The sequence below is a fragment of the Ktedonobacter sp. SOSP1-52 genome (assembly GCF_016587395.1).
This window is the reverse complement of sequence record NZ_BNJH01000005.1, coordinates 267,595-291,577: the sequence shown is the minus strand read 5'-3', so window position 1 is coordinate 291,577 and position 23,983 is coordinate 267,595. Positions and strand designations below refer to the sequence as shown.

Here is a 23,983-nt window from a genome sequence, read left to right as displayed (position 1 = left end):
GAGAGCGGTGATGATTGGCTGATCCCTCCGATGGCTGTGGAGAAGCATTTGGGAGGGTTTCTACCAACGCTCATCGGAGAGGGATCTGCTCGCCAGCACGCATGTGCTGTTACTTGTTCCAGGTCAGGGGCAGCTTCTTTATGCCAAAAGTGGACATGTTCTTGATCGGGGACAGCGACACATCGGGCACGTGCCAGGAGCCAGGCAGGCGATCGAGCATCGCGTTCAGCGCAATCTTCGCCTCCAAACGAGCCAGGGGAGCCCCCAGACAGAAGTGGACGCCGCGCCCGAAGCCCAGGTGCCGATTCGGCTCACGCTCGATCGTGAATTGATCGGCCTCGGGGAACTGGGCCTCATCACGATTCGCTGAGATGATCCAGGCAAAGAGCATTTGACCAGCCTCTATGCGCTGCTCGCCAATTGTCGTCTCGGTCACCGCCCAGCGCGGTTGGAGTCTGATCGGCGAGTAGTAGCGCAGGGCCTCTTCAAGCGCTTTGGGCACCAGGTCGCGCTGGGCACGCAGCCGTTCCACTTCTCCTGGATACTCATCCAGGCACAGGATGGCATTGCCAATCAGATTGGTCGTGGTCTCGTTGCCTGCCACCAGTAGCAGCACGCAGAACCCGATCAATTCCTCGTTCGAGAGGTGCTCCCCATCCACTTCCGCCAGCAGCAGCGCGCTCACCAGATCATTCTGGGCATGGGCACGCCGCTCCTCAAAGAGCTGGGTGAAGTAGCTGACCATGCTGCTCATTGCCTGCATGCTCGCCTGCATATCCTCTTCCGTCGCTTCTCCGTCTCCCGAGACGAAGGCATCGGACCACTGCTTGAACTCTGCACGCCGCTCGGTGGGGATCCCCAACAACTCTGCAATGATCGTGATCGGCAGCGGATAGGCCAGATCCCCGATCACATCCATCTCACCCTTTGCCACTACCTGGTCGAGCAAGCCGTTGGTAATCTCCTGGATGCGCGACTCCATCTGCGCTACCCTGCGTGGCGTGAAGGCTTGCGACACGATCTGGCGCAGCTTGTGATGGCGCGGCGGGTCCATGCGCACAATGCTCGAACTGATCGGGCTGCTATCGCGGTACTCGGCTGGTATGAAGCGGTTTTGCTCGGAAGAAAACGTTGCATGATCGCTGAGCACGCGTGCCACATCGTCATAGCGGTAGAGGTTCCATGCCTGGAAATTCGGGTTGAAGGAAACGGGCTGCGTCTCACGCATCTGACGAAACCCGTCATACAAGGCAACGATCTCTTCTCTATTGGTCTTTGTCTGCATCATCTTTCTTCTTTCTCTTTTTCATATCTTCTACTTGATTCTCTGCGTTAGAGCTCTCGCATCACTTTTTGCGTCACCCCAAATAGCATCACCACAGCCAGCACAAGCCCAGAGAATGGGAAGAGGATGGCTGGACCGAAATGGTTGGCGAGGACACCAGCCAGGGCCGTCGAGACAGGATAGAGCCCTGATGAACTGAACATCAACAAGCCCATGACACGCCCCATCAGATGGCTCGGAATGTTCATTTGAACCGCGGTGAAGAACAGGACGGCGAAGCCACTGCTGGCGATGCCGCCAATGAGCATACAGGCCACGGCTCCGAGCACCCCTCCAACCGGGAGCAGCGCAAACATGGCGGCTATGATCATCCCCCCCAGGAGGATAATCAGCCCTTTGTGTTTGTATTTGCCCACCATGCCAGTGAGGATGGACCCGATGAGCGCGCCCGCGCCCCAACCCGCCAGGATGAACCCAAACCCGCTCGCGCTCCCATGCATGGGACCCTGAACCAGCGCGGGCAGTGCCACCTCGATCAACCCACCTGTCACAAGGCTGCTCACGATGAACATGAGCAGGGCAATCTGAATCAAGCGTGAGGTGCCGAGATACCCCCAGAAACTGATCTGTGCCCCCGCTTCCTGCGCGCTGGCTTGTGGATGGTCCTGACTGGCTTCGGTCTGGCTTCCATCAGGTGTGGCATGTTTTGTCCCCCCCATCAGCGCGAGCGAGCCCGCCGAGACGAGAAAGGTGACCGCGTCGATAGTTAGAGCCACTGCCGAAGTAAGCCCGGAGACGATCACGCCAGCGACCGATGAACCGATCAAGTTCGCGCCCTGCATCGAGGCCATCATCAGTCCATTGCCAGCTTGCAGATCGTCTTTGTCCAGGATATCTGGCACCATGGACATGGAAGCGGGTGTGAATGCGCCTCCCAGGGCACCCAGCGGCACCGCAATGGCGCAGAGCTGCCAGAGGAGAGGATGACCACCAAAGGCCAGCACCGCCAGGACTCCCATCAACAGCAGGCGCAGCGTATCAGCAAGCAACATGAACCGGCGTGGGCGCAGGCGATCCGAGAGCCAGCCACCCGCCAGCATGCACACCGCGCGGGGAATGCCGTACGCGGACAACACAATGCCTAGCTCCTGTACGCTGCCGCCCGTGGTCAGGATCAGCCACGGCAGCGCCACCATGTAGAGCGCGTCGCCGAAGGTCGAGATGGTCTGACCGCCGAAGAGTAACATAAAATTGGGCACTTTGAAGAGCCGCATCATCCCTCCAGCAGCCGGTTTGGCTGTGTCTGGCTGCGTTGCGCTTTCCATCGAACCATTGTGTGTGTTCGTTTCGCCTGTCTGCTTCACTATTTCCGGCGTTCTAGCTGGTGCGAATTCCTCTGGATTCAAAGTAGTTGGCATGATAATTCCTTATTCTTGCTTCTCTGCTCGTCCTTCCTGGAAAGACTCAGACACATCGCTTATGGTTCGCTTTCCACGGTGAAATGTACGCATTGTAAGACATCGAGCTTCTTGTATGATTTGTGGAGATCGTTTCTCTGGATGGAAATGTTGTGCATCGTCTTCTTCTCATGAGAGAACAGTGACCTTGGAGAGATCAACCTCCAGGCCTTTGAGGGCGGCATAGGTGAGCTTATCCATCATCGCGCCGTCAAAGGAAATGGTTTTGAGGGCCCGGTAATATTTCTTCGACCACAGAGACGCCGAGCGGAACGACACCTTTTTGAGGGTTGCGCCCCGAAACGACGTGTCCTTGAGTCCCGCCTCGTCAAACCTGACGCCCTGAAAGGTCTGCCCATCAAAGCGCTGTCCGCTCAGATCCGAAGAGGTGAAGTCCACACCGAGAAAGCGACAGCGTTCAAAGGTGGTTTTTCTCAGGTCGGTCTTCGCGAAGTTGATATCCGTGAGCGTGACGCCGATGAATTGTGCTCCGACCAGCCACGATGTGCTGAAGTTGGTGCGCACAAGGATGGCGTCACGGAAGTTCGCCTCCGCCAGGTCCAGGGTGGAGAAGTCGCAATCGGTCAGATTGGCACCCGCAAAATTGGCTTCACGGACGTCACTCCCCCGGAACGAGCTCCCAGTGAGGTCGGCGCCCGTAAAGTCAGAGCCGCGTAACGCGCTACTTTTAAAATTGCCTTGATGCGCGGTCACGCCCGCGAAGTCGCTCTGAGGCAGATGGCTCGCACTCAAGTTGATGGACATCTGCCGCTGCAGCGAGCGGGAGAGGTTGGCGACCTCCCGGACGGTGTGCTCAATGTCGCCGATACTCTCAATGGTCAAGTCAAAGGCGGTGTCATCATCCTTGCCCTCGGCTTTGAGCTCACGAAACCGCTCCTGCAAATCGGAGAGCAGATCAGCCTTCAATTCGGTCGCGCTTTTGACCCCATCGTAGGGAGCAAACACGCTGTTAACATAGTGGGTCAATTTCTCACTCATAACAATACCTTTCCTTTACAAGAAGTTCTCAAGCACGCTCTTGGCGTACTCCCAGTTGCGTTTGTTGCGATCGTAGGTTGCTTTCCCTTTTTCCGTAATTCGGAAGTATTTCCTCCTTCCGCCTTGCGATTCATCGCCCCAATACCATTCGATCTCACCATCCATCTCAAGCCGCCGGACGCTGGAGTACATAGTGGCTTCCTTTAATTCATATTCCCCACCTGAGCGCTCAGCAATCAGCTTGACAATCTCGTAGCCGTAGCGGTCAGCTTCCGATAAGAGCCGTACAATCATCGTATCGGTATGTCCGCGCAGCAGGTCGGAAGTCAGTTTGTTTTCACTCATATCATCACCTCGTAGTTGGATTATACAGTATAGTACTGTGATTGTCAAGGTAATATTTCAATGATGATACTTTGTTGGATAAACCAGATCTCCGTTCTTTGTTGACCTCCCTGGATGCGGATGGGAGAGGGCAAGGGCAAAGACCTATTGGGAAAACGAGCGCCACGTTGCGGCTTCCGGTTCTGGCAAGACCTCCGCAACTTTTGCCTCGTAGACAACGAGGAAGCCTGGTTCCCATGACGCTGGGACTCTCCTCTGGCTCATCATCGCTGATCGTGGAGCATGACTCATCCTAGAGAGAAACACCAGCCCATTTTTGAGCAGAAAGAGTGATAGATGCTTGCCTTGCCCGCTACGCTGCCCCTGGTGATAGCGAACACTAGCGCTACCCCTGGACCGAAGGTAGCTCATCTGTATCCAGTGAAACCAGGACTAAGCCGAGACTGCGAATTTTGAGCAGAACCCGATAGAGCGCCGCTTGATCGACCAGGGATCCACACAGCACCGTTCTGCCAGATACTTCGGGGAGAATCTCCAGATTCTCGAACCATTCTTGCCAGGATGGGTCCAGGTGTCCTTTGATCCAGATGCGGCATCGCATATTTAGCGCCTTCCTCCCTTCGTTCAGGATATTTGGAGTATAGAACGCCACTGGGTGAGTTGCCTTCACCCAGGAAGGTGATTACAAGTGGGTGAGTGGAAAAGAGGAACACATCAGAGGAATGCCAGACGTCGCGCTACCTCACTGGCTTCAATACGATTGTGAACGTTGAGTTTTCGGTAGAGACCCTGGATATGGGTTTTCACGGTATTGACTGAGATCACCAGTTCACGCGCAATCTCCGGGTTCGAACGCCCCACGATCAGCAGACGCAGGACCCGTTGCTCCTGATCGCTGAGTGGCTCCAGGGGCAGCGAAGCTTCCTGAGGAGGAGATGCCTCTTCGGCAGACCGGGCATATGGCGCCTTCGCAAAAGCGCGCAGGATGGTTCGCACAAAGGAGATCAAGGACGCCTCGTGGAGCTCCAGAAGCACCGTTTTGAGCAGGGCTTCTATCGCTGGGCCTTCATCCAGAAAGAGGCGTTGATAGTTTTCCGGCTGTGCCAGTCGTAACGCCTCTCGCAGAGAGGATTTGGCCTGCCTCTGTTCTTGGCAGGCAACGTGGGCCAGGGCTTCTAAAATCAGGATTTCCAGAACACTACGCCTGCGTCCCTGCGCCTGAGCCTTCTCTTTCCAGGGGGCCAACGCTTTCAACGCGGTTTCCCCTTTTTTTTGCGCAATGTGCAAACGCACAAGGAGCAGTGCTTCTTCTTGCTGGAGCAGGAGTGGGAGTGCTTCCTCCTGTTCGTGCATTCGGGAACCGAACGTCTGATCCTTTTCCTGCACCCATTGTTCGACTGCTGACAGATCTCCATGTGCCAGTTGGAGTCGCGCCTGGCAGACGCGTATTCCGCTCAAAGACCAGGAGAAACGAGTATGCATCTCCCATTTCGAAAGCACTTCCTGTGCCTTCTGTGTCTCCCCACAAGCGTGTAGCAGGCGAACTTGGACGAGAGCGCCCGATGCCAGAACGTGAATCCCTTTCTCCGGCGTTGCTCTCAGTGTCTGCGCTCTAGAGAGATGGCGCTGAGCGTCGGAGAGTTCATTGCGCTCATAAGAAAGTTGCGCAAGAGCATGATAGGCCCAGGAGACGAAGAACGGTTCTGTGCTTCCTGTAGAGAGCAGCAATTGCTGTCGAGCAATCTCCTGATCTTCATCCATATGGGCAAGGGCCTGGTGGTAGTAGTGTGAGGCCATGTGCAGTTCGCCTTTTTCCACGCAGACTGCTCCTAACATGAGGGATGTCGCGAAGGCAGCAGAAAGATTGCCAAGGTTTTTTAACCCCCTATACCCTTCAAGGAGGCGCTGGTAGGCCACGTCCGTCTCGCCTGCCATGAAGGCTTCTAATCCGCTCATCACAACGTTGTCCGAATACATCAGACTCTGTCCGGAAAGGAGTGATCTGGCTTGACGAGTCAACGCCAACGCGCGGGCTTGATCATCTTGAAAAAAGACCAGTTCGGCGTGCAGTTGCAGTGCTTCCCCCAGTTGCCTCCACTGTTGCGTCGCCTCAAAGCCTTGCGTTGCCCACTGAAGAAGCCTCTTGACCTGTTCCCAGGTCCCAGGCGAACGTCGATCAGTCGTAAATGTCAACGCGAGCACATACTGAAGGCAGAGTTCCGGTTGCGCTTGCAGCAGCTTCTCTGGCAGGCGTTTGAGCCAGGAGCAGAGCAGATGATACGCATTGTGAAAGCTGTTCGGGACCAAAAACCGTCCAATGAGCACAGCCGCGCGGGAAAACTCCTCACACGCCAGTGCCGTTTCAATCGCTTCTGGGAACATCCGCTGTTGCTCATACCACTGACTGGCTTTGCTCCTCAGGGAACGGAGCGTGTCTGTCCCCAGGCGAAGCTGTGCTTCATGCTGCATGGCCTGTGCCCACAGGGCATGATAGCGATACCACTGCCGGCTCTCGGAGAGGGGTTGGAGAAACAAATTCGCTCGCTCTACCTGTTCGAGCTGGTGAGCACTATCCTCTCTGCCTCTGATGGCATCGCAGAGGGAGGCACTCAAAGGATTGAGCCAGCTGGTCTTCAGCAAGAAGTCTTGCAGGTCTTCCGGCAGATTGGTGAGGATTTCTTCACGCAGGTAATCGAGCACGAAGCGCTGGCTGCCACTAAGCATGTGCACCGAAGCCGAGGAGTCCGTCTGTTTCTGGAGGAAGAGGGCGGCCAGTTGGAGGCTGGCAATCCAGCCCTCGGTGCGCGCTTCCAACAGTGTCACCTCGGCCTCCGAGAGGGCAAGTCCCATGCGCTGCGTGAGAAAGCGCTGCGTTTCTTCCCGTGTAAAGCGCAGATCGGTATCGCGGATCTCGACCAGGTGCCCGCGCACCCGCAAGCGAGAGAGAGGCAGATCCGGGTCGACGCGACTGCCCACCACCAGGTGCACATGCGGGGGCACATGCTCCAGCCAGAAGGTCAGCGAGGCATGAATGCTCGGTTCGTCGATCACATGATAGTCATCCAGGATCAGCACCAGAGGGGAGTCCTCCGCCTGTTGACCTGCGAACTCATTGAGCAGGGTAGTCAAACTGGTCGAAAGCGGCGCAGAGGTGTGCAACAGGGCAAGGGCATGCGTTCCCATTTCTGGCCAGCACGTCCGCAGAGCCGCGATCACCGAGATCCAGAAGCGCGTTGGGTCACTGTCCAGGGGCTCCAGAGACAGCCAGGCAACGGCTCCCTGATGCCGCTGCGCCCACGCGGAGAGCAGGGTGGTTTTGCCCCAGCCAGCGGAGGCAGAGAGCAAGGTCAGTGGGCAGGACAGCGCGGCCTCCAGAGCCGAGAGCAGACGCTCCCGTCCCACGAGGGCGGCAGGAAGAGGGGGAGGAACCAGCCTGGTCAGCACCATCAGCATGCCGGGATCGTCGAAAGAGTCACCAGGCTCGACGAGGCGAGAAGGGGTCTCGTTGCCAGCAGGGAAGAAATGCAAGGAAACAGGCCTCGCCTCCAGCACGTCCGAGGGGAACAATGACAGCTTCTGCTGGCCCTCCTGGAGATCCTGTGCTATCTCCTCTAAACGAACCAGGGTCACGGTCGCATCGGTTCCCAGATAGCGCTTCCTGGTCTGGGCCGAATGGGTGTGATAGGCATACCAGTAGCCATTTCCGCGAGAACGAACCTCTTTGAGGACATTTAAGTGACCATGTTGACCCTGAAAGGAAAAGGAGGAATGCGTCGTCAACCAGGCCCGCCACGCTTCCTTGTCTTCTGGAAACAGAGGCAATGGTGGCTGGTTGAGGGTATGCAAAAGATAGCACTGGTTCTCGGGAGACCAGAGCAGAGCATGAGCTGCTGGTTTTGGCATGGCTTCCTTTCTTCTCCACAACTCCACAATGAACGTCTTCCCCAACTCCCCAACAGGGTGAGTATAGCAAAGGGGAGGCGAGCCTGCAAGCGTGCGCATCCGCTCCAGCTTCATCTGTCCAGACTGTTCAATGATGTATCAGGCAAATGATTCAAAATCGACCGTTTCTTGACACTCCCTGAGCTGCTTTTTCGGCGCTCTCTCGCAGCACTTCCGCGGGCATGAGCCTTGTGATTGGGCAGTCTCAAAAAACGTGCCAGATTCAACGTGTCATTTTTTGAGTGCGAGATGAGTAAGTGACACTAAATGAAGAGCTTACACAAAGATCCCTTTAGCGAAATATGTTGGAGAAATTATGTCGGACCCTGACAAGCATTTCTTTGCGAATTTCCAAAAACGGAGCACAATGAATGGCTTGCAGTGCGCTCTCTCGACCCATCAATGCCTGAGTGCTCAATCTGGAGGCGCAAAAAGCCCGCCTGGAGGTCAAAACCTGCCCACTCTTTGGGTCAATTACCAATAAGCCGATATAAACCCACTCTCTCCGGAGTGTGCAATAGATGGTAGTAAGCGCGACTCTTCGCGCTTACTACCACTAGACTCTATTACTCAGTAACATCAGTTAAAGGTCAGTGTTTCAACCAGGTAGGTTGCGTTCGTTGCGACTGGCTCACACGAGGTCGAGACTTTGAGCAGGTAGGATGTACCAGACTTTGGCGCCAGGGACACCGTTGTGTCTCGCTCCTGCGTCTGACCAGCATCGAGTGAGAGGCCATGCTGCGTCAATGTTCCTGGAGGGCCTCCTGACAACTTCTGACCCGCTCCGTCCTGAATAATCATGCTCGCATACATACTACTACAGGCGGTGGCCCCATTATTAGCCACTGTAAAATACCAGGTAGTATTCTGTTGAGCGGGATCCACAACGACCTTTATTAGCGTCAAAGCCAATTGCGCCTGGCAAGAGGTGAGGCAGGTCAGCGAGCGGTTAAAGCTGTAGGTTTTGGGTATATCATCACTCCCCACCGTTGACGATGTAGTAGGCGTCACTGTGACCATGGAGGTTTCGGCGAACTTATTTTCCTGGATCACAGTTACTACAGGCGAAGGAGTATGTCCTGGCAAGCCTGGAAGTGCGATAGCTGCCCGGTTGTTCACCGTTACTTGAGGATGCAGAAATAAGGCATAGACCGCGACCCCACTCATCACAAAGGCGACTGTCAGCATAGCCGTAAACACACAATGCATGATCAGGCTCTTACGCTGCTGCAAGCCCTTATTCCGGCTATTGTTTACTAGAAACTGTGTGACGCCAGCGGCGGCCGAGACAATAGATATGACCCCCGCCAGGGTCGCGATAAGATCAGTAATTCTCATGAAATATTCCCTTCCAACATTTCCCCACAACCAGAATCGGTATGTATATTTCAACACTTGTAGAAACGAAAGAGAAACAAAAAATAACACCATCTATAAATTTCATTAAAAAAATACATGGAGCGCGACCGGCATACACTGGTCGCTCCATGCATTTTTTAATGAAATTTATTCTTCGCGCAGATATAGCTCAATCACGGGGATGAGCACATCGGGGCGCTGGCTGGGAAGCTCCAGCGTCAACACATCGGACGTCACGCCAGAAGGGGTGGTATGACTACCAGCGAGTGTTCCATCGTGAAAACGGATGCGCGATCCATCGTGCAGGAAGCGGGCGAAGCGGACTTTGCCTGCCAGACCTTCTAAAAAGAGGTGGGTCATGGGCCAGGAGAAGAGATGCACATACAGGCGGTCGCCACGTTGGGTCAGGCGACAATCGGGAGGTGCGGCAAACGAACTGGCGCTCGCGCCATAGATCGCTGGTCCATGGCGCTTCATCCATGCTCCCAGCTCTCCTAGAATCACCTGTGAGCGTGGATCAATCTCGCCACGAGCCGTGGGACCGGTGTTCAAGAGCATATTGCCCCCCTTCGAAACGGCGTCGATAAGCAGACGTATAAGCAAGTCAGGCGACTTCCAGTCCAGATTGTCGCGGTCATAGCCCCAGCTACTGGTGATCGTCTGGCAGACTTCCCAGGTGACGCGGCGCCCATCGACCTCGATCCAGCCTCGCGGCTGCACCTGTTCAGGGGTGACAAAATCAGCCGCCGCGGGCAGGTCGAGGCGATTGTTCAGCAGGATATCGGGCCTTAGCTGGCGCACCAGTTCCAGCAGTTGCTCAGATTGCCAGTCATCGCGCCCCTTGCCTTTGGCCCAACCCCAATCACTCTCGGGATAGGAGAAGTCAAACCATATAACATCAATTGGGCCATAGTTCGTCAACAGCTCACGCACCTGACCCCTGAGATACTCCAGATAAATATTTATATCTCTGGATTCTGCTCGCACGGCCTGGTCTTCGCGCCTGGGGTGAAAACCGTCCAGGGGAAAGTGAGGATGATGCCAGTCGATAAGCGAATAATAGAAACCCACGCGCAGGCCCTCAGCACGAAAAGCCTCTACCCACTCACGGATTAAATCGCGACCGGCTGGTGTGTTGGTAGCCTTATAATCCGTCAGTTGCGTATCCCACAGGCAGAAGCCATCGTGATGCTTGGTCGTGATGACGGCGTACTTCATGCCCGCCGCCTTCGCGATCTTTGCCCACGTGACAGGATTGTAGAGATCAGGATCGAAGGTCTCGAAATAGGTCTGGTATTCCTCCTCGCTGATCTGGTCCATGCTCTTAGACCACTCTGCCAGTCCCCCACGCCCATAGCGTGCAATCGCTGAGTAGATGCCCCAGTGAATAAAGAGGCCAAAGCGGTCATGCGTAAACCAGCGTGCGCGCTCCGGTACGACTGCCTGATTGGTACTCGCATCTATGGTAGTCATCGATTCCCTCCACTTCATTGTTGAAGTTCTATACACACACGTTACTCTCAGGCCATTACCTGACCCAGGCAGGACCAGATGGATAACGATACTCTTGTAATGACTCTGGGCGCATCTCGATGCTGTAGCCCGGCTCAGTGGGGACGAGATAGTGTCCACCTTGCAGGCGAACGGGATACAAAAAGTGCTCATGCAGGTGCGCGGCATATTCCAGCATTCGCTGCTCTACAGTGCCACTGATAGCGATATAATCCAGCATGGCGAGGTGCTGCACATATTCACACAACCCTACGCCGCCCGCGTGTGGACAGACCGCGACTCCACATTTGGCTGCCATCAAGAGCACAGCCAGCACTTCATTGACCCCACCGAGCCGACAGGCATCAATCTGGCAGACGCCAATCGCGCCAGCCTGTAGCAGTTGCTTGAAAACGATGCGGTTCTGTACATGCTCTCCTGTCGCGACATGGATGGGTGCGAGCGCCTGGGCGATCCTGGCATGCCCTAGAATATCGTCCGGGCTGGTCGGCTCCTCGATCCACCAGGGCTGGAATTGTGCCAGGTCCCGCATATGCTCTATAGCTTCGTCTACCTCCCAGACCTGGTTCGCATCCATCATTAGAAGGTTCTGCGGGCCAATCTCTTCGCGCATGATGCGCGCCCGCCGAGCGTCGTCCTCGGGACTTACGCCAACCTTGAGCTTAAAGCGTGTCCAGCCCTCCGCCAGAGCGGTGCGGCACAGATTGCGCATATGCTCATCGCTATATCCTGACCAGCCTGCAGAGGTGGTGTAGGCGGGATAGCCCTTACGCAGCAACTCGGCCTCGCGTTCGGCCTTCCCTGGAGCCTGGCTCTGCAACAATTCAAGCGCCTCTTCAGGCGTTAAAAGATCGGTAATATAGCGAAAATCAATGCAGCGTACCAGCTCTTCGGGCGCCATATCCGCGACCAGCTTCCAGAGCGGTTTTCCCTCGACCTTGGCCCACAGATCCCAGACCGCATTGACCAGCGCGGCGGTCGCCAGGTGAATAACCCCCTTCTCCGGTCCGATCCAACGCAACTGGCTGTCACCCGTAATAGAGCGCCAGAAGGCCCCCATATCGGCAGTGAGCTCTTCCAGTGCATGCCCTTCTACCAGGTAAGCAAGGGCCTGGATCGCGGCCACCACAACCTCAGTACCTCGGCCAATGGTGAAGGTCATCCCATGGCCCTCCAGACCGGTGGGTTCATCGGTGCGCAACACAACATAAGCAGCCGAGTAGTCGGGGTCTTTGTTCATTGCATCTGAGCCATCCAGGCTCCGCGAAGTGGGAAAACGCACATCGTGAACCTGAATAGCTGTGATTTTTACTGCCAAAGCGCACACTCCTTATAAACGCGATATCTAACAGATAGCATGTTACAGACAAGAATCCAAAAATAAGTATGATATATTTCTACTAGTTTCCTAGAGCCAGGCCAGGGTAAAACCCTGGTTTTTGTATCTCACGGTCTTATGCTCCTTTTTTAGGGCACATAAAAGGGTATACCATGCTCATTCTGGACTGTCAAGCGCGCAAAATGGCACAGAGGGTGTTCATTAATTATCCACTTAGCAAATCTCGCTATGTATGTTATACTTATTTCATATATCTGTCATTACCAATACTATAAGTCAGACTTAGCGATGGCTGTATGGGCATACATTGCACCGAGACTGAACTGACATAGCTGTTTGCTATAGCGGGTGAGGAGCAGCGACGTGCTAGCGGAAGAGAATGCTGGAGGGCCAGGGCTGGAGACAGCCTATCGCCCCCAATATCAACAGGTTGCGGAGCATATCATTGATTTTATTGTGGCCTCCAGGCTCAAACCTGGCGAGCGCCTGCCTACGGAGCAGGCCCTGGGCGTGCGCTTCGGTGTGAGCCGTAGCGTGGTCCGTGAGGCGGTCAAATATCTCACGGCCACAGGCCTGGTCGGGGTACGCAAGGGCTTTGGTGTGTATGTCGCGGGCCAGACCCCTGGTATCCTGCATCTCTCACTCGCTGTCGAACCAGACCAGGTACAGGCGCTTTTTGAGTTTCGCGGCCAACAAGAGATGCTTACCACGCGCCTGGCTGCTACACATATCACCCTGGCTGAACTCCGCGAACTGGAGCGCCTAATCGCCGCGAACTGGCGGGCCGCTGAAGGAGAGCAACTCGATACGTTTATTCTCAGCGATAACCAGTTCCACCAGGCCATCGCCCAGGCCACACATAATCCCTTCTTCATCGAAACGATCAAGAATGTTATTAGCTTACAGCGCTGGGCCGTCAAACTGGCGGTAGGCGGCTATCCTGGCTCTTTACGCGAGTCTGCACAGCAGCATATAGCGGTCTTTGAGGCCTTACGTAACGGCCAGGGAGAAGAGGCAGCTCACGCCATGCAGCAGCACATTGATTCCGTCTACCAGGCCTATCGCCAGGAGGTCAAACGCCGCCTGCTGAATGACCAGCATACGAACTAAGAGGAGGCAAGGATGTTTTCACTACACAATAAAGTCGCCTTTATTACAGGGGCAGGTTCTGGCATTGGCGAGGCCATTGCGCGCTTGTTCGCCAAACAGGGCGCGCAGGTCATCATCGCTGACCTCCGCCTGGATGCTGCTGAGCGGGTCGCGGCGGAGATCAAGGCCGAGGGTGGGCAAGCTCAGCCACAGGAGCTAGATGTGGCCAACACTTCCCAGGTACAGGAGGCATTCGCGGCTATTGCCAGGCAGTATGGTCGTATCGATATCGCCGTTAATAATGCGGGCATCAGTCATGTGGGTACGATTCTGGAGACTAGCGACGAGGATTGGGAGCGCGTGATGAATGTCAACGCGGGGGGCGTCTTCCGCTGTGCGCGTGAGGCGGTGCGCCAGATGCTCAAGCAGGAGCCAAAGGGCGGCACGATCATTAATATCTCCTCGGTCGCGGCCCAGATAGGCGTTGAACAGCGCCTTCCCTACTCGGCAAGCAAGGGCGCGGTGCTTTCTCTGACCCGCAGTATCGCCGTTGACTTCGTGCAACAAGGCATTCGTTGCAACGCTATTTGTCCCGGCACCGTTCATTCTCCCTTCGTAGAAGGCTATCTCCAACGCAACTTCCCCGGACGCGAGGATGAGGTGCGCCAGTCGCTCCACACGCGCCAACCAATTGGACGCATGGGACGCCCAGACGAAATCGCCTCCGCCGCGCTCTACCTGGCCTCAGAGGAGGCGGCCTTCGTCACCGGAAGCGCCCTGGTCATTGATGGCGGCTGGACTGCCAAGTAGGGACCGCCAAGTAGTTATTATATATTTATGCCATCAAATGGCTAATATTGTTTTGCACGCTGCATTCATAGGAGGCACCATGGAAAACGCGCTTACACTACGTCCACTGGGAAAAACAGGTTTACAGGTACCCGCGCTCTGCATTGGCTGCGCCGAACTGGGTAATATGCCCGAAACCTTCGACTATTCCGTAAGCGAGGAACAGGCCCTCACCACTATTCGCGCCATCTTCTCCGGCCCCATTCCCTTTGTGGATACCGCCGCCTCGTATGGTGATGGCGAGAGCGAGCGCCGCATTGGCCTCGTCCTGCGCGAGCTTGGCGGATTGCCTCCTGGTTTTGTGCTCGCCAGTAAGTCTGATCGTGACCTGACCACAGGGGATTTCAGCGGAGCACAGATACGCCGTAGCGTGGAGCGTAGCCTACATCTGCTTGGCGTGGAGCGCCTACAGCTCTGCTATCTACATGATCCAGAACATATCGGTTTTGAAAAGTCCATGGCCCCTGGCGGCCCCGTCGAGGTTATGCGCCAGCTTCAGGCCGAGGGGGTAATAGAACATATTGGTATCGCGGGCGGCCCCATCGACATGATGACCCGCTTTGTGGAGACCGACCTCTTCAGCGTCGCGATCTCGCACAACCGCTACACCCTGCTGGAGCGAGAGGCCTCGCCCTTCTGGGACGTCTGCCAGGCACATGGAGTCGCCGCCGTCAATGCCGCCCCCTATGGCTCAGGTATCCTGGCCAAGGGGCCTTCAGCCTACCCACGCTATATGTATGGGCAGGCATCAGAAGACATGCTCAAGCAGGCATTCGCCCTCGAAAAACTCTGCCAGGAATATGAGGTGCCGCTGGCGGCGCTGGCACTCCAGTTCTCCCTGCGCGACCCACGCATTACCTCCACTATCGTCGGTATCTCTAAACCCGAACGCCTGGAGCAGACGCTGGCCCTGGCCCTGTATTCCATTCCAGAAGAACTCTGGCTGAAGGTAAAGGATGTCACCCATGCCTGATTTCGCCCTCATAGACACCCATGTCCACCTCTGGCAACGTGACCAGCTTGAGCGTTCCTGGCTGGCAGGGGACGCCACGCTTGACCAGGACTATGGCCTCGCTGAATTTACCCAGGCTACCAGCATACAAGCGGTAGAGGCCTTTGTCTTCGTCGAGACAGGGGTTGAGCCAGCCCAGGCACTCGCCGAGGCCTCCTGGGTAGTAGAGCTGGCACAACAGGATAAGCGGCTGCAAGGAATTGTAGCCGCTGCTCCCCTCGAACTTGGCGCGGCTGCCACACAACACTTACAGGCCCTTACCACGCTTGGCCCCTTGATCAAGGGTGTGCGGCGCAACGTTCAGAGCGAAGCCCTCGGCTTCTGCCTCTCGCCGAACTTTCTCGAAGGGGTTCAAGTCCTGGCAGACTATAACTTCTCATTCGACCTCTGCATTCGTCATGAGCAGCTTCCAGAGGTCATCCAGCTGGTGGAGCGCTGTCCCCAGGTGCGCTTTATCCTCGATCACCTGGGGAAGCCCGCCATTGCCAGGGAAGAGCGCGAACCATGGCGTAAGCGATTAAACGAGCTTGCGCGGCACCCCAACGTGGCCTGCAAGATCAGCGGTGTGGTAACCGAGGCCAACCACAGCACCTGGAAACCCGATGATATCAAACCCTACATACACGATGCCCTCAACGCATTTGGTGAAGAGCGCGTCTTATTTGGCAGCGACTGGCCAGTCATGCTCCTGGCAAGCTCCTATACGCGCTGGGTCGAGACCCTCGATGCCCTGACAAGCGAGCTCTCGACCACGGCCCGCGAGAAGCTCTGGCGCGCCAACGCCCGCCACTGGTATCGCCTGGAGGCCTGAACACCGCTGGTAAATAGGATGCAATGTGAGCAATTGGCGCGATAGTCACAGAATGGCTTGGCCTACCCCTCTGCCTTTGCTTCTATGGGTTGATTAATCTCCCAGAGGTTGCCTTCTGGATCGGCAAAGTGCGCCGTGCGCAACCCCCAGGACTGGTCAGTTGGGGGTCTGAGGAACGTGACTCCCTCTGCCTTGAGCACCTCATATGCGGCGTCGACATCCTCAATACTGGCGGCCAGAACAACGCGAGGAGCTCCACCAATCTTGAACGTATTGGGATCCGCGCCCAGCAGGTCTGCGGCACCTGAGAGCGAGAGCAGGATCAGGTGCCGTTCTTGCAGAAGGAAAGTGGAAGAATCGGCGTCGCTCCCCATATACGGAAGTTTGAACGTATCTCGATAAAACGTCGTACACCTGGCAAGATCTTGGACGAACACTACCGTCGCGATTATTCCATTAATCATGTTTTTCTACCTCTTTTACTTTCTTCTCTGTCGAGACAGAACGGAAGTCCATGAGCGTGAGTCATGCCCCTCTCCCGAGTAGAGAGTGGCAGGCACGTCTGTGCTCGACAAAGAACAGTCTAGCAGAGAAGGAGAGGCAAAACTTCTCCAACCTTGCTCTTTCTTATTTTCACCCGCTACTTGCGTACGCGACTACTCCACATTGGCTCGCAAGGGCAGCGCATCCACTAGCAGAGGCCATCCGTATTATTTACATGCATACTACTTTTCAAGGAGGACACAGGTATGTATTGTAATGCTTGCGGCCAGCGGGTGAAGGATGGCGCGCACTTCTGCGAAAACTGTGGAGCATCGCTCAGGGAACCTAATGCTATCGCTTCCTACGCGCCTCAAGCGCCGGGAAGGCACAGTAGTAGGAACGCGGCAAATCCTTACAAAGACCAGATCGCCACACGCAAGCTTGAGATCAAGCAACTCAAACTTGAGCTGAAACACATAACCAGCGGCATGTCTAATACGCGCTCACAATACTATCAGACTGCCGCGTTTGTGCCTCATGGCCTACTCAGACTTGGCTACAAATGGTTCGAGGATCTCCGCCTGCTGGGCCCACAGCAGCAAAAGCAGCGCCTACAGCAAGAGGTTATGCGCCTGGAGCAGGAGCTGATCGACCTGCAGCAGGCCCAGATGGAATGGAAAACAGGGAGATGAGGCTAGCCTCATCTCCCTGTTCTTTTCATGCTCGAACAAATTATTTTATACCTCAGATGGTTCAGCCAAGACTGAGGGGCGAGGTCTCTGCGCCAGAGCTCAAATCGAGTTCAGCCGCCACATCCTTACCACTTTTAGGTGGGGTCGCCGAAGATGGTGTAGTGCCAGCCTTTGCGTGCCTCGCCCGAGAGTTCGATCATGACATGTTTGATCTGGGTGTACTCCTCGAAGGAGTAGAGCGACATGTCCTTGCCAATTCCGCTCTCCTTGTATCCTCCATGCGGCATCTCGGAAGCCAGGGGGAGATGGTCATTGACCCATACGGTGCCGAATTGCAGGGCCTTGCTGGCACGCATGGCTTTGTAGATGTCTTTTGTCCAGACCGAGGCGGCCAGGCCATACACCACCCCGTTCGCCTTGCGCAAGACCTCCTCCTCAGACGAGAAGCGACTCACGACCACGACGGGACCAAAGACTTCAGATTGTATAATCTCGGCGGCCTGCCGATCCTCCGCGATCACGGTTGGCTCGAAGAAGAAACCCTTCTCAAAGCCAGGGATGGAGGCCCGCTTCCCACCAGCCAGAATGTTCGCACCCGCACGCAGAGCACGCTCGACATAGCCTTCAACGGCATCCCGCTGTCTGGCAGAGATGAGCGATCCCATGTCAGTGCTCTCCTGGGCAGGATCGCCAACACGAATCTGCTTGACCTTGCCCAAGAAGGACTCCATAAAGCGGTCATAGATGCTTTCGTGGACATAGATACGTGTCGCGGCGGTACAATCCTGGCCGCAGTTGACATAGCCGCCGACCACTGCGCCATAGGCACTGGCCTCAATATCCGCGTCCTCATAGACGATAAAGGGGGCCTTGCCACCCAACTCCAGGTGAACACGCTTGACTGTTTCGGCGGCGGCGCGCATGACATATTTACCGCTACGCGTGCTACCTGTGATCGAGACCATATTGACGCCTGGATGGCTCGCCAGGCTGGGAGCAACCTCAGGACCATCCGTGATGATATTGAGTACACCATCAGGGATGCCTGCCTCCAGAGCCAGTTCACCCAGCTTCAAGGCGGTGAGGGGCGTCTCCGGCGAGGGCTTGAAGACGACACTATTGCCTGCCGCCAGGGCGGGTCCAATCTTCCAGGCTAGCATCATAAAGGGGTAGTTCCAGGGCGCTACCGAGGCCACGACGCCCACCGGCTCGCGCCGGATCACGCTGGTATGTCCTCCCGAGTATTCGCTGGCGGCAACGCCCGCGAGATGGCGGGCCGCGCCCGCGAAGAAGCGCAAGTTATCGATGGCGAAGGGGATATCACTATCGCGCGCCAGCTTGATGGGCTTACCAGTGTCAAGAGACTCAAGTTCGGCCAGTTCTCCCGCATGAGCCTCCACCAATGAGGCCAATTTTTCAAGCGTAGCGGCACGCGCACCATGAAGCAGATTCGACCAGCGACCATCATTGAACGCTTCACGGGCAGCCGCAACCGCATGCTGCATATCCTCAAGTGAACTCTCAGGAACCTGGGCGATGACTTCACCACTGGCTGGATTGAGGTCATCAACCACCTTGCCCATGCTGCTTTTGACAAGCTGCCCATTGATCAGCATATTGTATTCAGTCATAGCTGCTACCCTTTCAAATGACATAAATACCTCTACGGGAGGCATCAGAGCTCCAGGAAGAGTGCTAGCATGCCACTCTCTTAACATAATTGGCATGCTGGCATTGTTCCTCTCGCACCAGACAAGAGGAATGAACTCTATCAATATTAAGCTTAATCCGCCTGAGAAGAGGCGATTCCAGGCTTCTCTTCGACCGACGTTCCCTCCAGGGGTAGCGTCTTCAGTACCTGCGGGCGCCTCACCAGCATGTAAACAAAGTAGATCAAACCCAGCGCAAACATGACCAGAGAATAGAGCCAGGGCGTCTGAAACGAGGCATCGCGGAAGATGGACAGTTCAAAGACTAGCCAGACCAGCGCCAGGATCATCACTGGCCACTCAAACGCGCCCAGGCTGAAGCCTTGTGCTTTCGGCAGTTTGCGCCTGGTGCTGATATAGAGGATGACGGTCGCCAGATAGACGATCGCAGGCAGTAGCGAGGAGGCGCTGAACAGGTTTGTCAGGGTATTAGTCTGCGTGGCGAAGATTGCCAGAACAATCTCGATCACGACGCCACACAGGATAGTTGCGGCCAGGGGAGTGCTGGTATGGCTATCAACGCGCTGGAAGAGGCGATAGGCGGGGAAGCGCTCGTCGCGTGACATGGCCCATACCAGGCGTGTCGCGGTAATGAAAATCACCAGGCCACAGGCAAAGATCGAGAAGGTCACCAGGATCAAGAAGATATCACCGACGACCGTACCTAGAGTCTGAGTTACGATGTCAGCAACCGGAGTGGCCGAACCAGCCAGGACCTTGAGGTCGCCCGAGGCCAGGTTCAAGGCAATCAAGAAGAGCATACCGACGATGCCGCTTAAGACCACAGCACTCCACATCGAGAACGGGACAACCTTGTGCGCGTTCTCCGTCTCTTCGGCCAGGTTGGCGGCGGCCTCAAAGCCTACGATGGTATAAGAACCTAGCAAGAAGGAGAAAATAAACGGTCCCACACTTGTCAGCGTGCCAAGGCTAAAGTAACCTGCCGCGGGAACAGTTCCCATGCTAAAGAGGTGATCAGGATGCAGCCCCCCCCGCACAAGACCGACAATGAGCAAGAGCAGAGTAAGGCCCACAATGCCAATCACTTCGGTACCAACGGCCGCATTATTGATGCGCGTAGACCAGGCAGTGGAGAAGAGAATGAGGAGCATCTGCACCAGGACAATCGCAGCCGTCACAATCCATGCATTGATGGGTGTCTCTGTATAGTGGAAGAGGCTCGGGAAAATCGTCTGTGCAATGCCATAGTCAACGGAGACAACCACAACAATCAGAAAGGTGAACGAGACCCAACCAATCAGCCAACCAATCTTTGGATTCGCCAGGCGCGACATCCACTGATAGGAGTAGCCAGCAATAGGGATACGCGAGGCGAGAGATGCGAAGACGAGGGCCACAAACAACTGGCCAAGCGCGACAAAGGGCCAGGTCCAGATTCCCAGGGGACCACCCCAGTTTAAGACGCCGCCATAGGTGGAGAAGATACCAGTGGTGATGGAAATAAACGAGAAGCCAACCGCGAATGAAGCGAAGCGTTTGAGGTCGCGACGAAACTCTTGCTTATAACCGTATTTTTGCACGTTTACCTCAGGTTGATCCGAGACATTATCTACCAGTGACATGGTCTGTTCCTTTCAGTGTAAAGAATAGAAGATAATCAGGCATGTCAGAAGCGCGAATATATGAAACGACGTTGTTTACTCTATGCGCTTTACCACAGGCTCCGACAACGCTGGGAGCCTGTGGTAAGGTATATACCTATACCGAGCTGGTAAGAAAACTTTGCCCTCCCTTCCCCAAGAGGTTTATTCCTGCTGCACTACTCCTTTTACCACGGCACGCAGGATCTCCAACGAACGGGAGATGAGCGGCTCTTCAATCACCAGGGGCACCAGGATGCGTACGACATTCCCATACAGGCCAGCCTTGAGCAGCAGTAATCCTTGCTCGCGCGCCTGCTTCACAATCTGGTCGACAAGCTTAGAGGCTGGCTCTTTGCTCTCACGATCGTGCACGAACTCGAGAGCAAGCATCATGCCCAGGCCTCGTACATCGCCTATCTCCGTGACCTCCTGCTGCAACGCCTGGCACTGGCTTGAAAAGCGCTGCGCCAGTTGTTGCGCGCGCTCAAGCAGATGCTCCTGCTCGAAGACATCCAGCACGGCCAGACCCGCGGCACAAGCCAGAGGATTACCCGCGTATGTGCCACCCAGGCCACCTGGTTCGGGAGCGTCCATGATCTCGGCGCGACCAACCACCGCCGAGAGTGGGAGGCCGCCAGCCAGGCTCTTGGCCAGCACGACCATGTCAGGCTCTATGCCGCTATGCTCGATAGCGAACATCTTGCCCGTGCGCCCAAAGCCCGTCTGCACCTCGTCGGCGATCAGCAAGATACCGTGCTCCTGCGTAATGCGCCTCAGCTCACGTAAGAACTCCACTGGCGCGGGCACAAAACCGCCCTCGCCAAGCACCGGCTCAATAATCACCGCCGCAACTCGATCTGGCGTTACCTCGGTCAGCAGCGTCTCCTGGAAGGCGGCCAACGCTCGCTCGCTATTCCATCCACGATAATCGTAAGGATATGGCGCATGGTACACTTCGGGAGCAAAGGGACCAAAATTCTGCTTATAGGCCGTGGCCTTGCCCGTCAGGCTCATGCCCATCAAGGTGCGACCATGGAAGCTATGCGTGAAAGCGATGACTGCGGGTCGCTTTGTCGCGGCCCGCGCGATCTTGATCGCGTTCTCGACCGCCTCGGCACCCGTGGTCAAGAGAATCGTCTTTTTCGCTCCAGCCCCAGGAACCAGGGCATTCAAGCGCTTCGCCAGGCGCACATAGGACTCATACATGGCAACTTGAAAGCAGCTATGCGTCAAACGCTCTAGCTGGGCCTGCACGGCCTGGATCACTTTAGGATGACTATGACCTACATTGAGTACGCCAATACCACCCACAAAGTCGATGTACTCATTGCCGTCTATGTCCCAGAGTTGAGCGCCCTGTGCGCGCGCGGCAAAAATAGGATGCGTGCTCGCCACTCCCCGTGGCACCTGGTCCCTACGGAGTTGCAACAGGGTCTCCGTACGAGATTGTCCTTTGAGCATGAGACCTCCCTCGCAATAACTGTACTACCCTTCAATTCTAGCATACGGCAGGCCTCCACCACCAAACACATTATTTACTACCGGTGTGTTCACAACAGTGATCGTGGGCGCTCGTAGGCGGGGGCACGTCCAACGAGGGGTTGCGATCAAAGAAGCCGACCGGCTTGAGCATAAAGCCAATGTAGGTCGCGGGCATCACAGGCCAGTCCTCGGGGCGCGTTACATGGTGCGCATTCATGACATACCAGAGAACCACATCCGTATTCTCCAGAGAGCGATTGGCCTGGGTCCAGGCCGGCAGGCCCTCGCCACCCGCGTGCTGGTTAGGATAATCGCCTGCGGGATAGAGTTCCTTTTCATGGTATGGAGTGACCCAGAGGTTTTTCTTGATAAAGCCAGCACGCTTCATGATGCTTGACTCTGGATGCAGGAAAGGCAGAGCGTTATCGCCCGGCATCAGCTTATAGGCCACGAATTCACCCAGGCAATTCTGCACATTGGGGTTGGCGACCTTCCAGTAGCGTGCGGAGAAAGGGTCAATCGTCTGCTGAGCTTCGATCTCGGTCGCCAGCAGAGTCGACCTGGCGAAGAAGGCGTTCCCATAGGGGTTCTCTGGCCCCAGCGGCTCGGCCTCGGTATGGACCTCGTACACAGAGTTGTTGACGCCATCGATCATCATATCCATACGGAGACAGAAGATATGCTGGTGAATAGGAGCATTGACCTGCGGCGCCACCAGTTGACCATACTTTGGCTTCACACCAGGAGGTACCGCACCCGTGCTCACGATACCAGTCAATTTGGCCTCAAACTCGATATTGCCATCCTGATAAAGATACCAGAAGAAGCCATACTCATAGTTATCAATGGTAGCAATAAAGGAGATAACCAGGCGACGCGAGCGGCGCACCTCAGTCCGATCCACGCGCCAATCGGCATGCTTCCACAGGATACCGAAATCTTCTTCGTGCATACAAATGGCATTGGGCAAGCGCACCGGATTACCGAAGCCATCTGTGACGAGCGCGTCGAAATAGTGGATATAGCCCAGGCAGTCGCAGCCCAGCTCAAGCGCATTAGCCAGGATGCCTACGCCGTATTCGCCGACATCAAAGGCCGTCTTGCGATAATGGCTGACTCCTGGATCACCATAGGGTACAACCATTTCAGCTAGGGATGCCCGGTACATGATGGGGCGTACCCGGCCCTGGTCCTCGTAGCCCAGCGTATGTAGCACCAGCCCCTCACGCGTGGTAAAGCCAATGCGGAAGCGCCACTTCTGCCAGCGTACCTCGTGTCCATGTACGCTAAAGCTCGGCCCCTCGGGCTGGCTAATCTGAATAGGCTTTAGATCGGTACGCATCTCTCCCACGGCCTCAGGCGTATACTCACCTGCCTCGGGCGGCACGGGAACAATCCCATGGTCTTCAACCCGGATAACCTCCATCTGGTTAACATCGATAAAGGCGATAATGCCTTCAATGGGGCGGGCATATCCATTATCCGTGGGCTTATAGCGCAAATACGCCAGGGAGCGCAAGATACGCCGCGTCCGTTCCTCCTCGTGGCCATAGTTGCCCACAGTCCAGGTATCGACCATCACCAGGTCCAGGTCGGTGATGCCACGCCTGCGCAGGGCTTCCTGAAACTCAGGATGCGCCTTGAGCACTTTTTCGCACTCCACGACCTCTTCAAAGAGCACAGCTGGCTGGACGCCGGGGATATGCTTCCAGCTCTTCACGCGCTTCTCCGTCACCGAGACCACGGCCTCATAGGTTGTCCCCGATGCTTTATCGAGTAGCACTATAAACGCCTCGCGCGCGATCTCGTCGCCCTCTTTAAAGTTCAGGACAATCTCTTTGGCTGGCTCGTGCAGGTTCACCGAGACGAAACGCACATCCTCGCCGAGCTGCTGCTCAGTGCGCACAATGTCGACCGCGGCGGTAATCTCTTCAAGAGTAAGCGGCTCCAGAGGATGCAGCGTTACCTCAGATGGAGAGAGGGCATCAGTGGCCTGGTGAATATCTGTCATAAA

General features: G+C 55.8%; 19 protein-coding genes. 5 read left to right on the top strand and 14 right to left on the bottom strand.

Features of this window, described 5'->3' with window-relative positions:
- Positions 1 to 109 precede the first annotated feature (109 nt).
- From JMJ16_RS41980 to JMJ16_RS41940, 9 genes are all read right to left on the bottom strand, one after another.
- On the bottom strand, positions 110 to 1,288 hold the full coding sequence (locus JMJ16_RS41980) for a cytochrome P450 (RefSeq protein ID WP_236601926.1): 1,179 nt from the start codon (positions 1,286 to 1,288) through the stop codon (positions 110 to 112).
- Between the two features lie 44 nt (positions 1,289 to 1,332).
- Positions 1,333 to 2,703 carry an MFS transporter gene (locus JMJ16_RS41975; protein WP_201391285.1) on the bottom strand — a complete coding sequence of 457 codons (1,371 nt, stop codon included), beginning with the start codon at positions 2,701 to 2,703 and terminating at the stop codon, positions 1,333 to 1,335.
- A gap of 168 nt (positions 2,704 to 2,871) precedes the next feature.
- On the bottom strand, positions 2,872 to 3,741 hold the full coding sequence (locus JMJ16_RS41970) for a pentapeptide repeat-containing protein (protein WP_201391284.1): 870 nt from the start codon (positions 3,739 to 3,741) through the stop codon (positions 2,872 to 2,874).
- Positions 3,742 to 3,756: 15 nt separating this feature from the next.
- Positions 3,757 to 4,086 carry a PadR family transcriptional regulator gene (locus tag JMJ16_RS41965; protein ID WP_201391283.1) on the bottom strand — a complete coding sequence of 110 codons (330 nt, stop codon included), beginning with the start codon at positions 4,084 to 4,086 and terminating at the stop codon, positions 3,757 to 3,759.
- A 385-nt stretch (positions 4,087 to 4,471) separates the two neighbouring features.
- Positions 4,472 to 4,687, bottom strand: a complete 216-nt coding sequence (locus tag JMJ16_RS41960) for a hypothetical protein (protein WP_201391282.1) — start codon at positions 4,685 to 4,687, stop codon at positions 4,472 to 4,474.
- 113 nt (positions 4,688 to 4,800) lie between these two features.
- Entirely contained in the window at positions 4,801 to 7,989 is a 3,189-nt protein-coding gene (locus JMJ16_RS41955) for a LuxR C-terminal-related transcriptional regulator (protein WP_201391281.1), read from the bottom strand.
- A gap of 618 nt (positions 7,990 to 8,607) precedes the next feature.
- Complete coding sequence (locus JMJ16_RS41950; RefSeq protein ID WP_201391279.1) at positions 8,608 to 9,366, bottom strand: hypothetical protein; 759 nt, start codon at positions 9,364 to 9,366, stop codon at positions 8,608 to 8,610.
- A 168-nt stretch (positions 9,367 to 9,534) separates the two neighbouring features.
- Positions 9,535 to 10,860 carry an alpha-L-fucosidase gene (locus JMJ16_RS41945; protein WP_201391277.1) on the bottom strand — a complete coding sequence of 442 codons (1,326 nt, stop codon included), beginning with the start codon at positions 10,858 to 10,860 and terminating at the stop codon, positions 9,535 to 9,537.
- A gap of 55 nt (positions 10,861 to 10,915) precedes the next feature.
- Positions 10,916 to 12,217, bottom strand: a complete 1,302-nt coding sequence (locus tag JMJ16_RS41940; RefSeq protein ID WP_201391275.1) for an L-fuconate dehydratase — start codon at positions 12,215 to 12,217, stop codon at positions 10,916 to 10,918.
- A 384-nt stretch (positions 12,218 to 12,601) separates the two neighbouring features.
- On the opposite strand from JMJ16_RS41940, the gene JMJ16_RS41935 reads away from it, so the two are divergent.
- The 4 genes from JMJ16_RS41935 to JMJ16_RS41920 all read left to right on the top strand — a co-directional run bounded on the left by JMJ16_RS41935 (position 12,602) and on the right by JMJ16_RS41920 (position 15,999).
- Positions 12,602 to 13,348, top strand: coding sequence for a FadR/GntR family transcriptional regulator (locus JMJ16_RS41935; protein ID WP_201391273.1), 747 nt, complete (start codon positions 12,602 to 12,604; stop codon positions 13,346 to 13,348).
- 12 nt (positions 13,349 to 13,360) lie between these two features.
- Positions 13,361 to 14,137, top strand: a complete 777-nt coding sequence (locus JMJ16_RS41930; RefSeq protein WP_201391271.1) for an SDR family NAD(P)-dependent oxidoreductase — start codon at positions 13,361 to 13,363, stop codon at positions 14,135 to 14,137.
- Between the two features lie 79 nt (positions 14,138 to 14,216).
- On the top strand, positions 14,217 to 15,149 hold the full coding sequence (locus JMJ16_RS41925) for an aldo/keto reductase (protein ID WP_201391270.1): 933 nt from the start codon (positions 14,217 to 14,219) through the stop codon (positions 15,147 to 15,149).
- Positions 15,142 to 15,999 carry an amidohydrolase gene (locus JMJ16_RS41920; protein WP_201391268.1) on the top strand — a complete coding sequence of 286 codons (858 nt, stop codon included), beginning with the start codon at positions 15,142 to 15,144 and terminating at the stop codon, positions 15,997 to 15,999. Before JMJ16_RS41925 ends, JMJ16_RS41920 begins: the two co-directional genes overlap by 8 nt.
- A 62-nt stretch (positions 16,000 to 16,061) precedes the next feature.
- On the opposite strand, the gene JMJ16_RS41915 is transcribed toward JMJ16_RS41920, so the two are convergent.
- Positions 16,062 to 16,463: a VOC family protein gene (locus JMJ16_RS41915; protein ID WP_201391266.1), complete on the bottom strand. Its 402-nt coding sequence runs from the start codon at positions 16,461 to 16,463 to the stop codon at positions 16,062 to 16,064.
- Positions 16,464 to 16,748: 285 nt separating this feature from the next.
- Between JMJ16_RS41915 and JMJ16_RS41910 the strand changes: the two genes are divergently transcribed.
- A complete protein-coding gene (locus JMJ16_RS41910) occupies positions 16,749 to 17,174 on the top strand; it encodes a zinc-ribbon domain-containing protein (protein WP_201391264.1) in 426 nt (141 codons plus the stop codon).
- A gap of 134 nt (positions 17,175 to 17,308) precedes the next feature.
- Here the strand turns inward: JMJ16_RS41910 and JMJ16_RS41905 are convergent, their stop codons facing one another.
- The 4 genes from JMJ16_RS41905 to JMJ16_RS41890 form a co-directional block, all read right to left on the bottom strand.
- Entirely contained in the window at positions 17,309 to 18,805 is a 1,497-nt protein-coding gene (locus JMJ16_RS41905) for a gamma-aminobutyraldehyde dehydrogenase (RefSeq protein ID WP_201391262.1), read from the bottom strand.
- 152 nt (positions 18,806 to 18,957) lie between these two features.
- A complete protein-coding gene (locus JMJ16_RS41900; protein WP_201391260.1) occupies positions 18,958 to 20,466 on the bottom strand; it encodes an amino acid permease in 1,509 nt (502 codons plus the stop codon).
- A 183-nt stretch (positions 20,467 to 20,649) separates the two neighbouring features.
- Entirely contained in the window at positions 20,650 to 21,948 is a 1,299-nt protein-coding gene (gabT, locus tag JMJ16_RS41895) for a 4-aminobutyrate--2-oxoglutarate transaminase (RefSeq protein ID WP_201391258.1), read from the bottom strand.
- Between the two features lie 70 nt (positions 21,949 to 22,018).
- A complete protein-coding gene (locus JMJ16_RS41890; RefSeq protein ID WP_201391256.1) occupies positions 22,019 to 23,980 on the bottom strand; it encodes a primary-amine oxidase in 1,962 nt (653 codons plus the stop codon).
- Positions 23,981 to 23,983 lie beyond the last annotated feature (3 nt).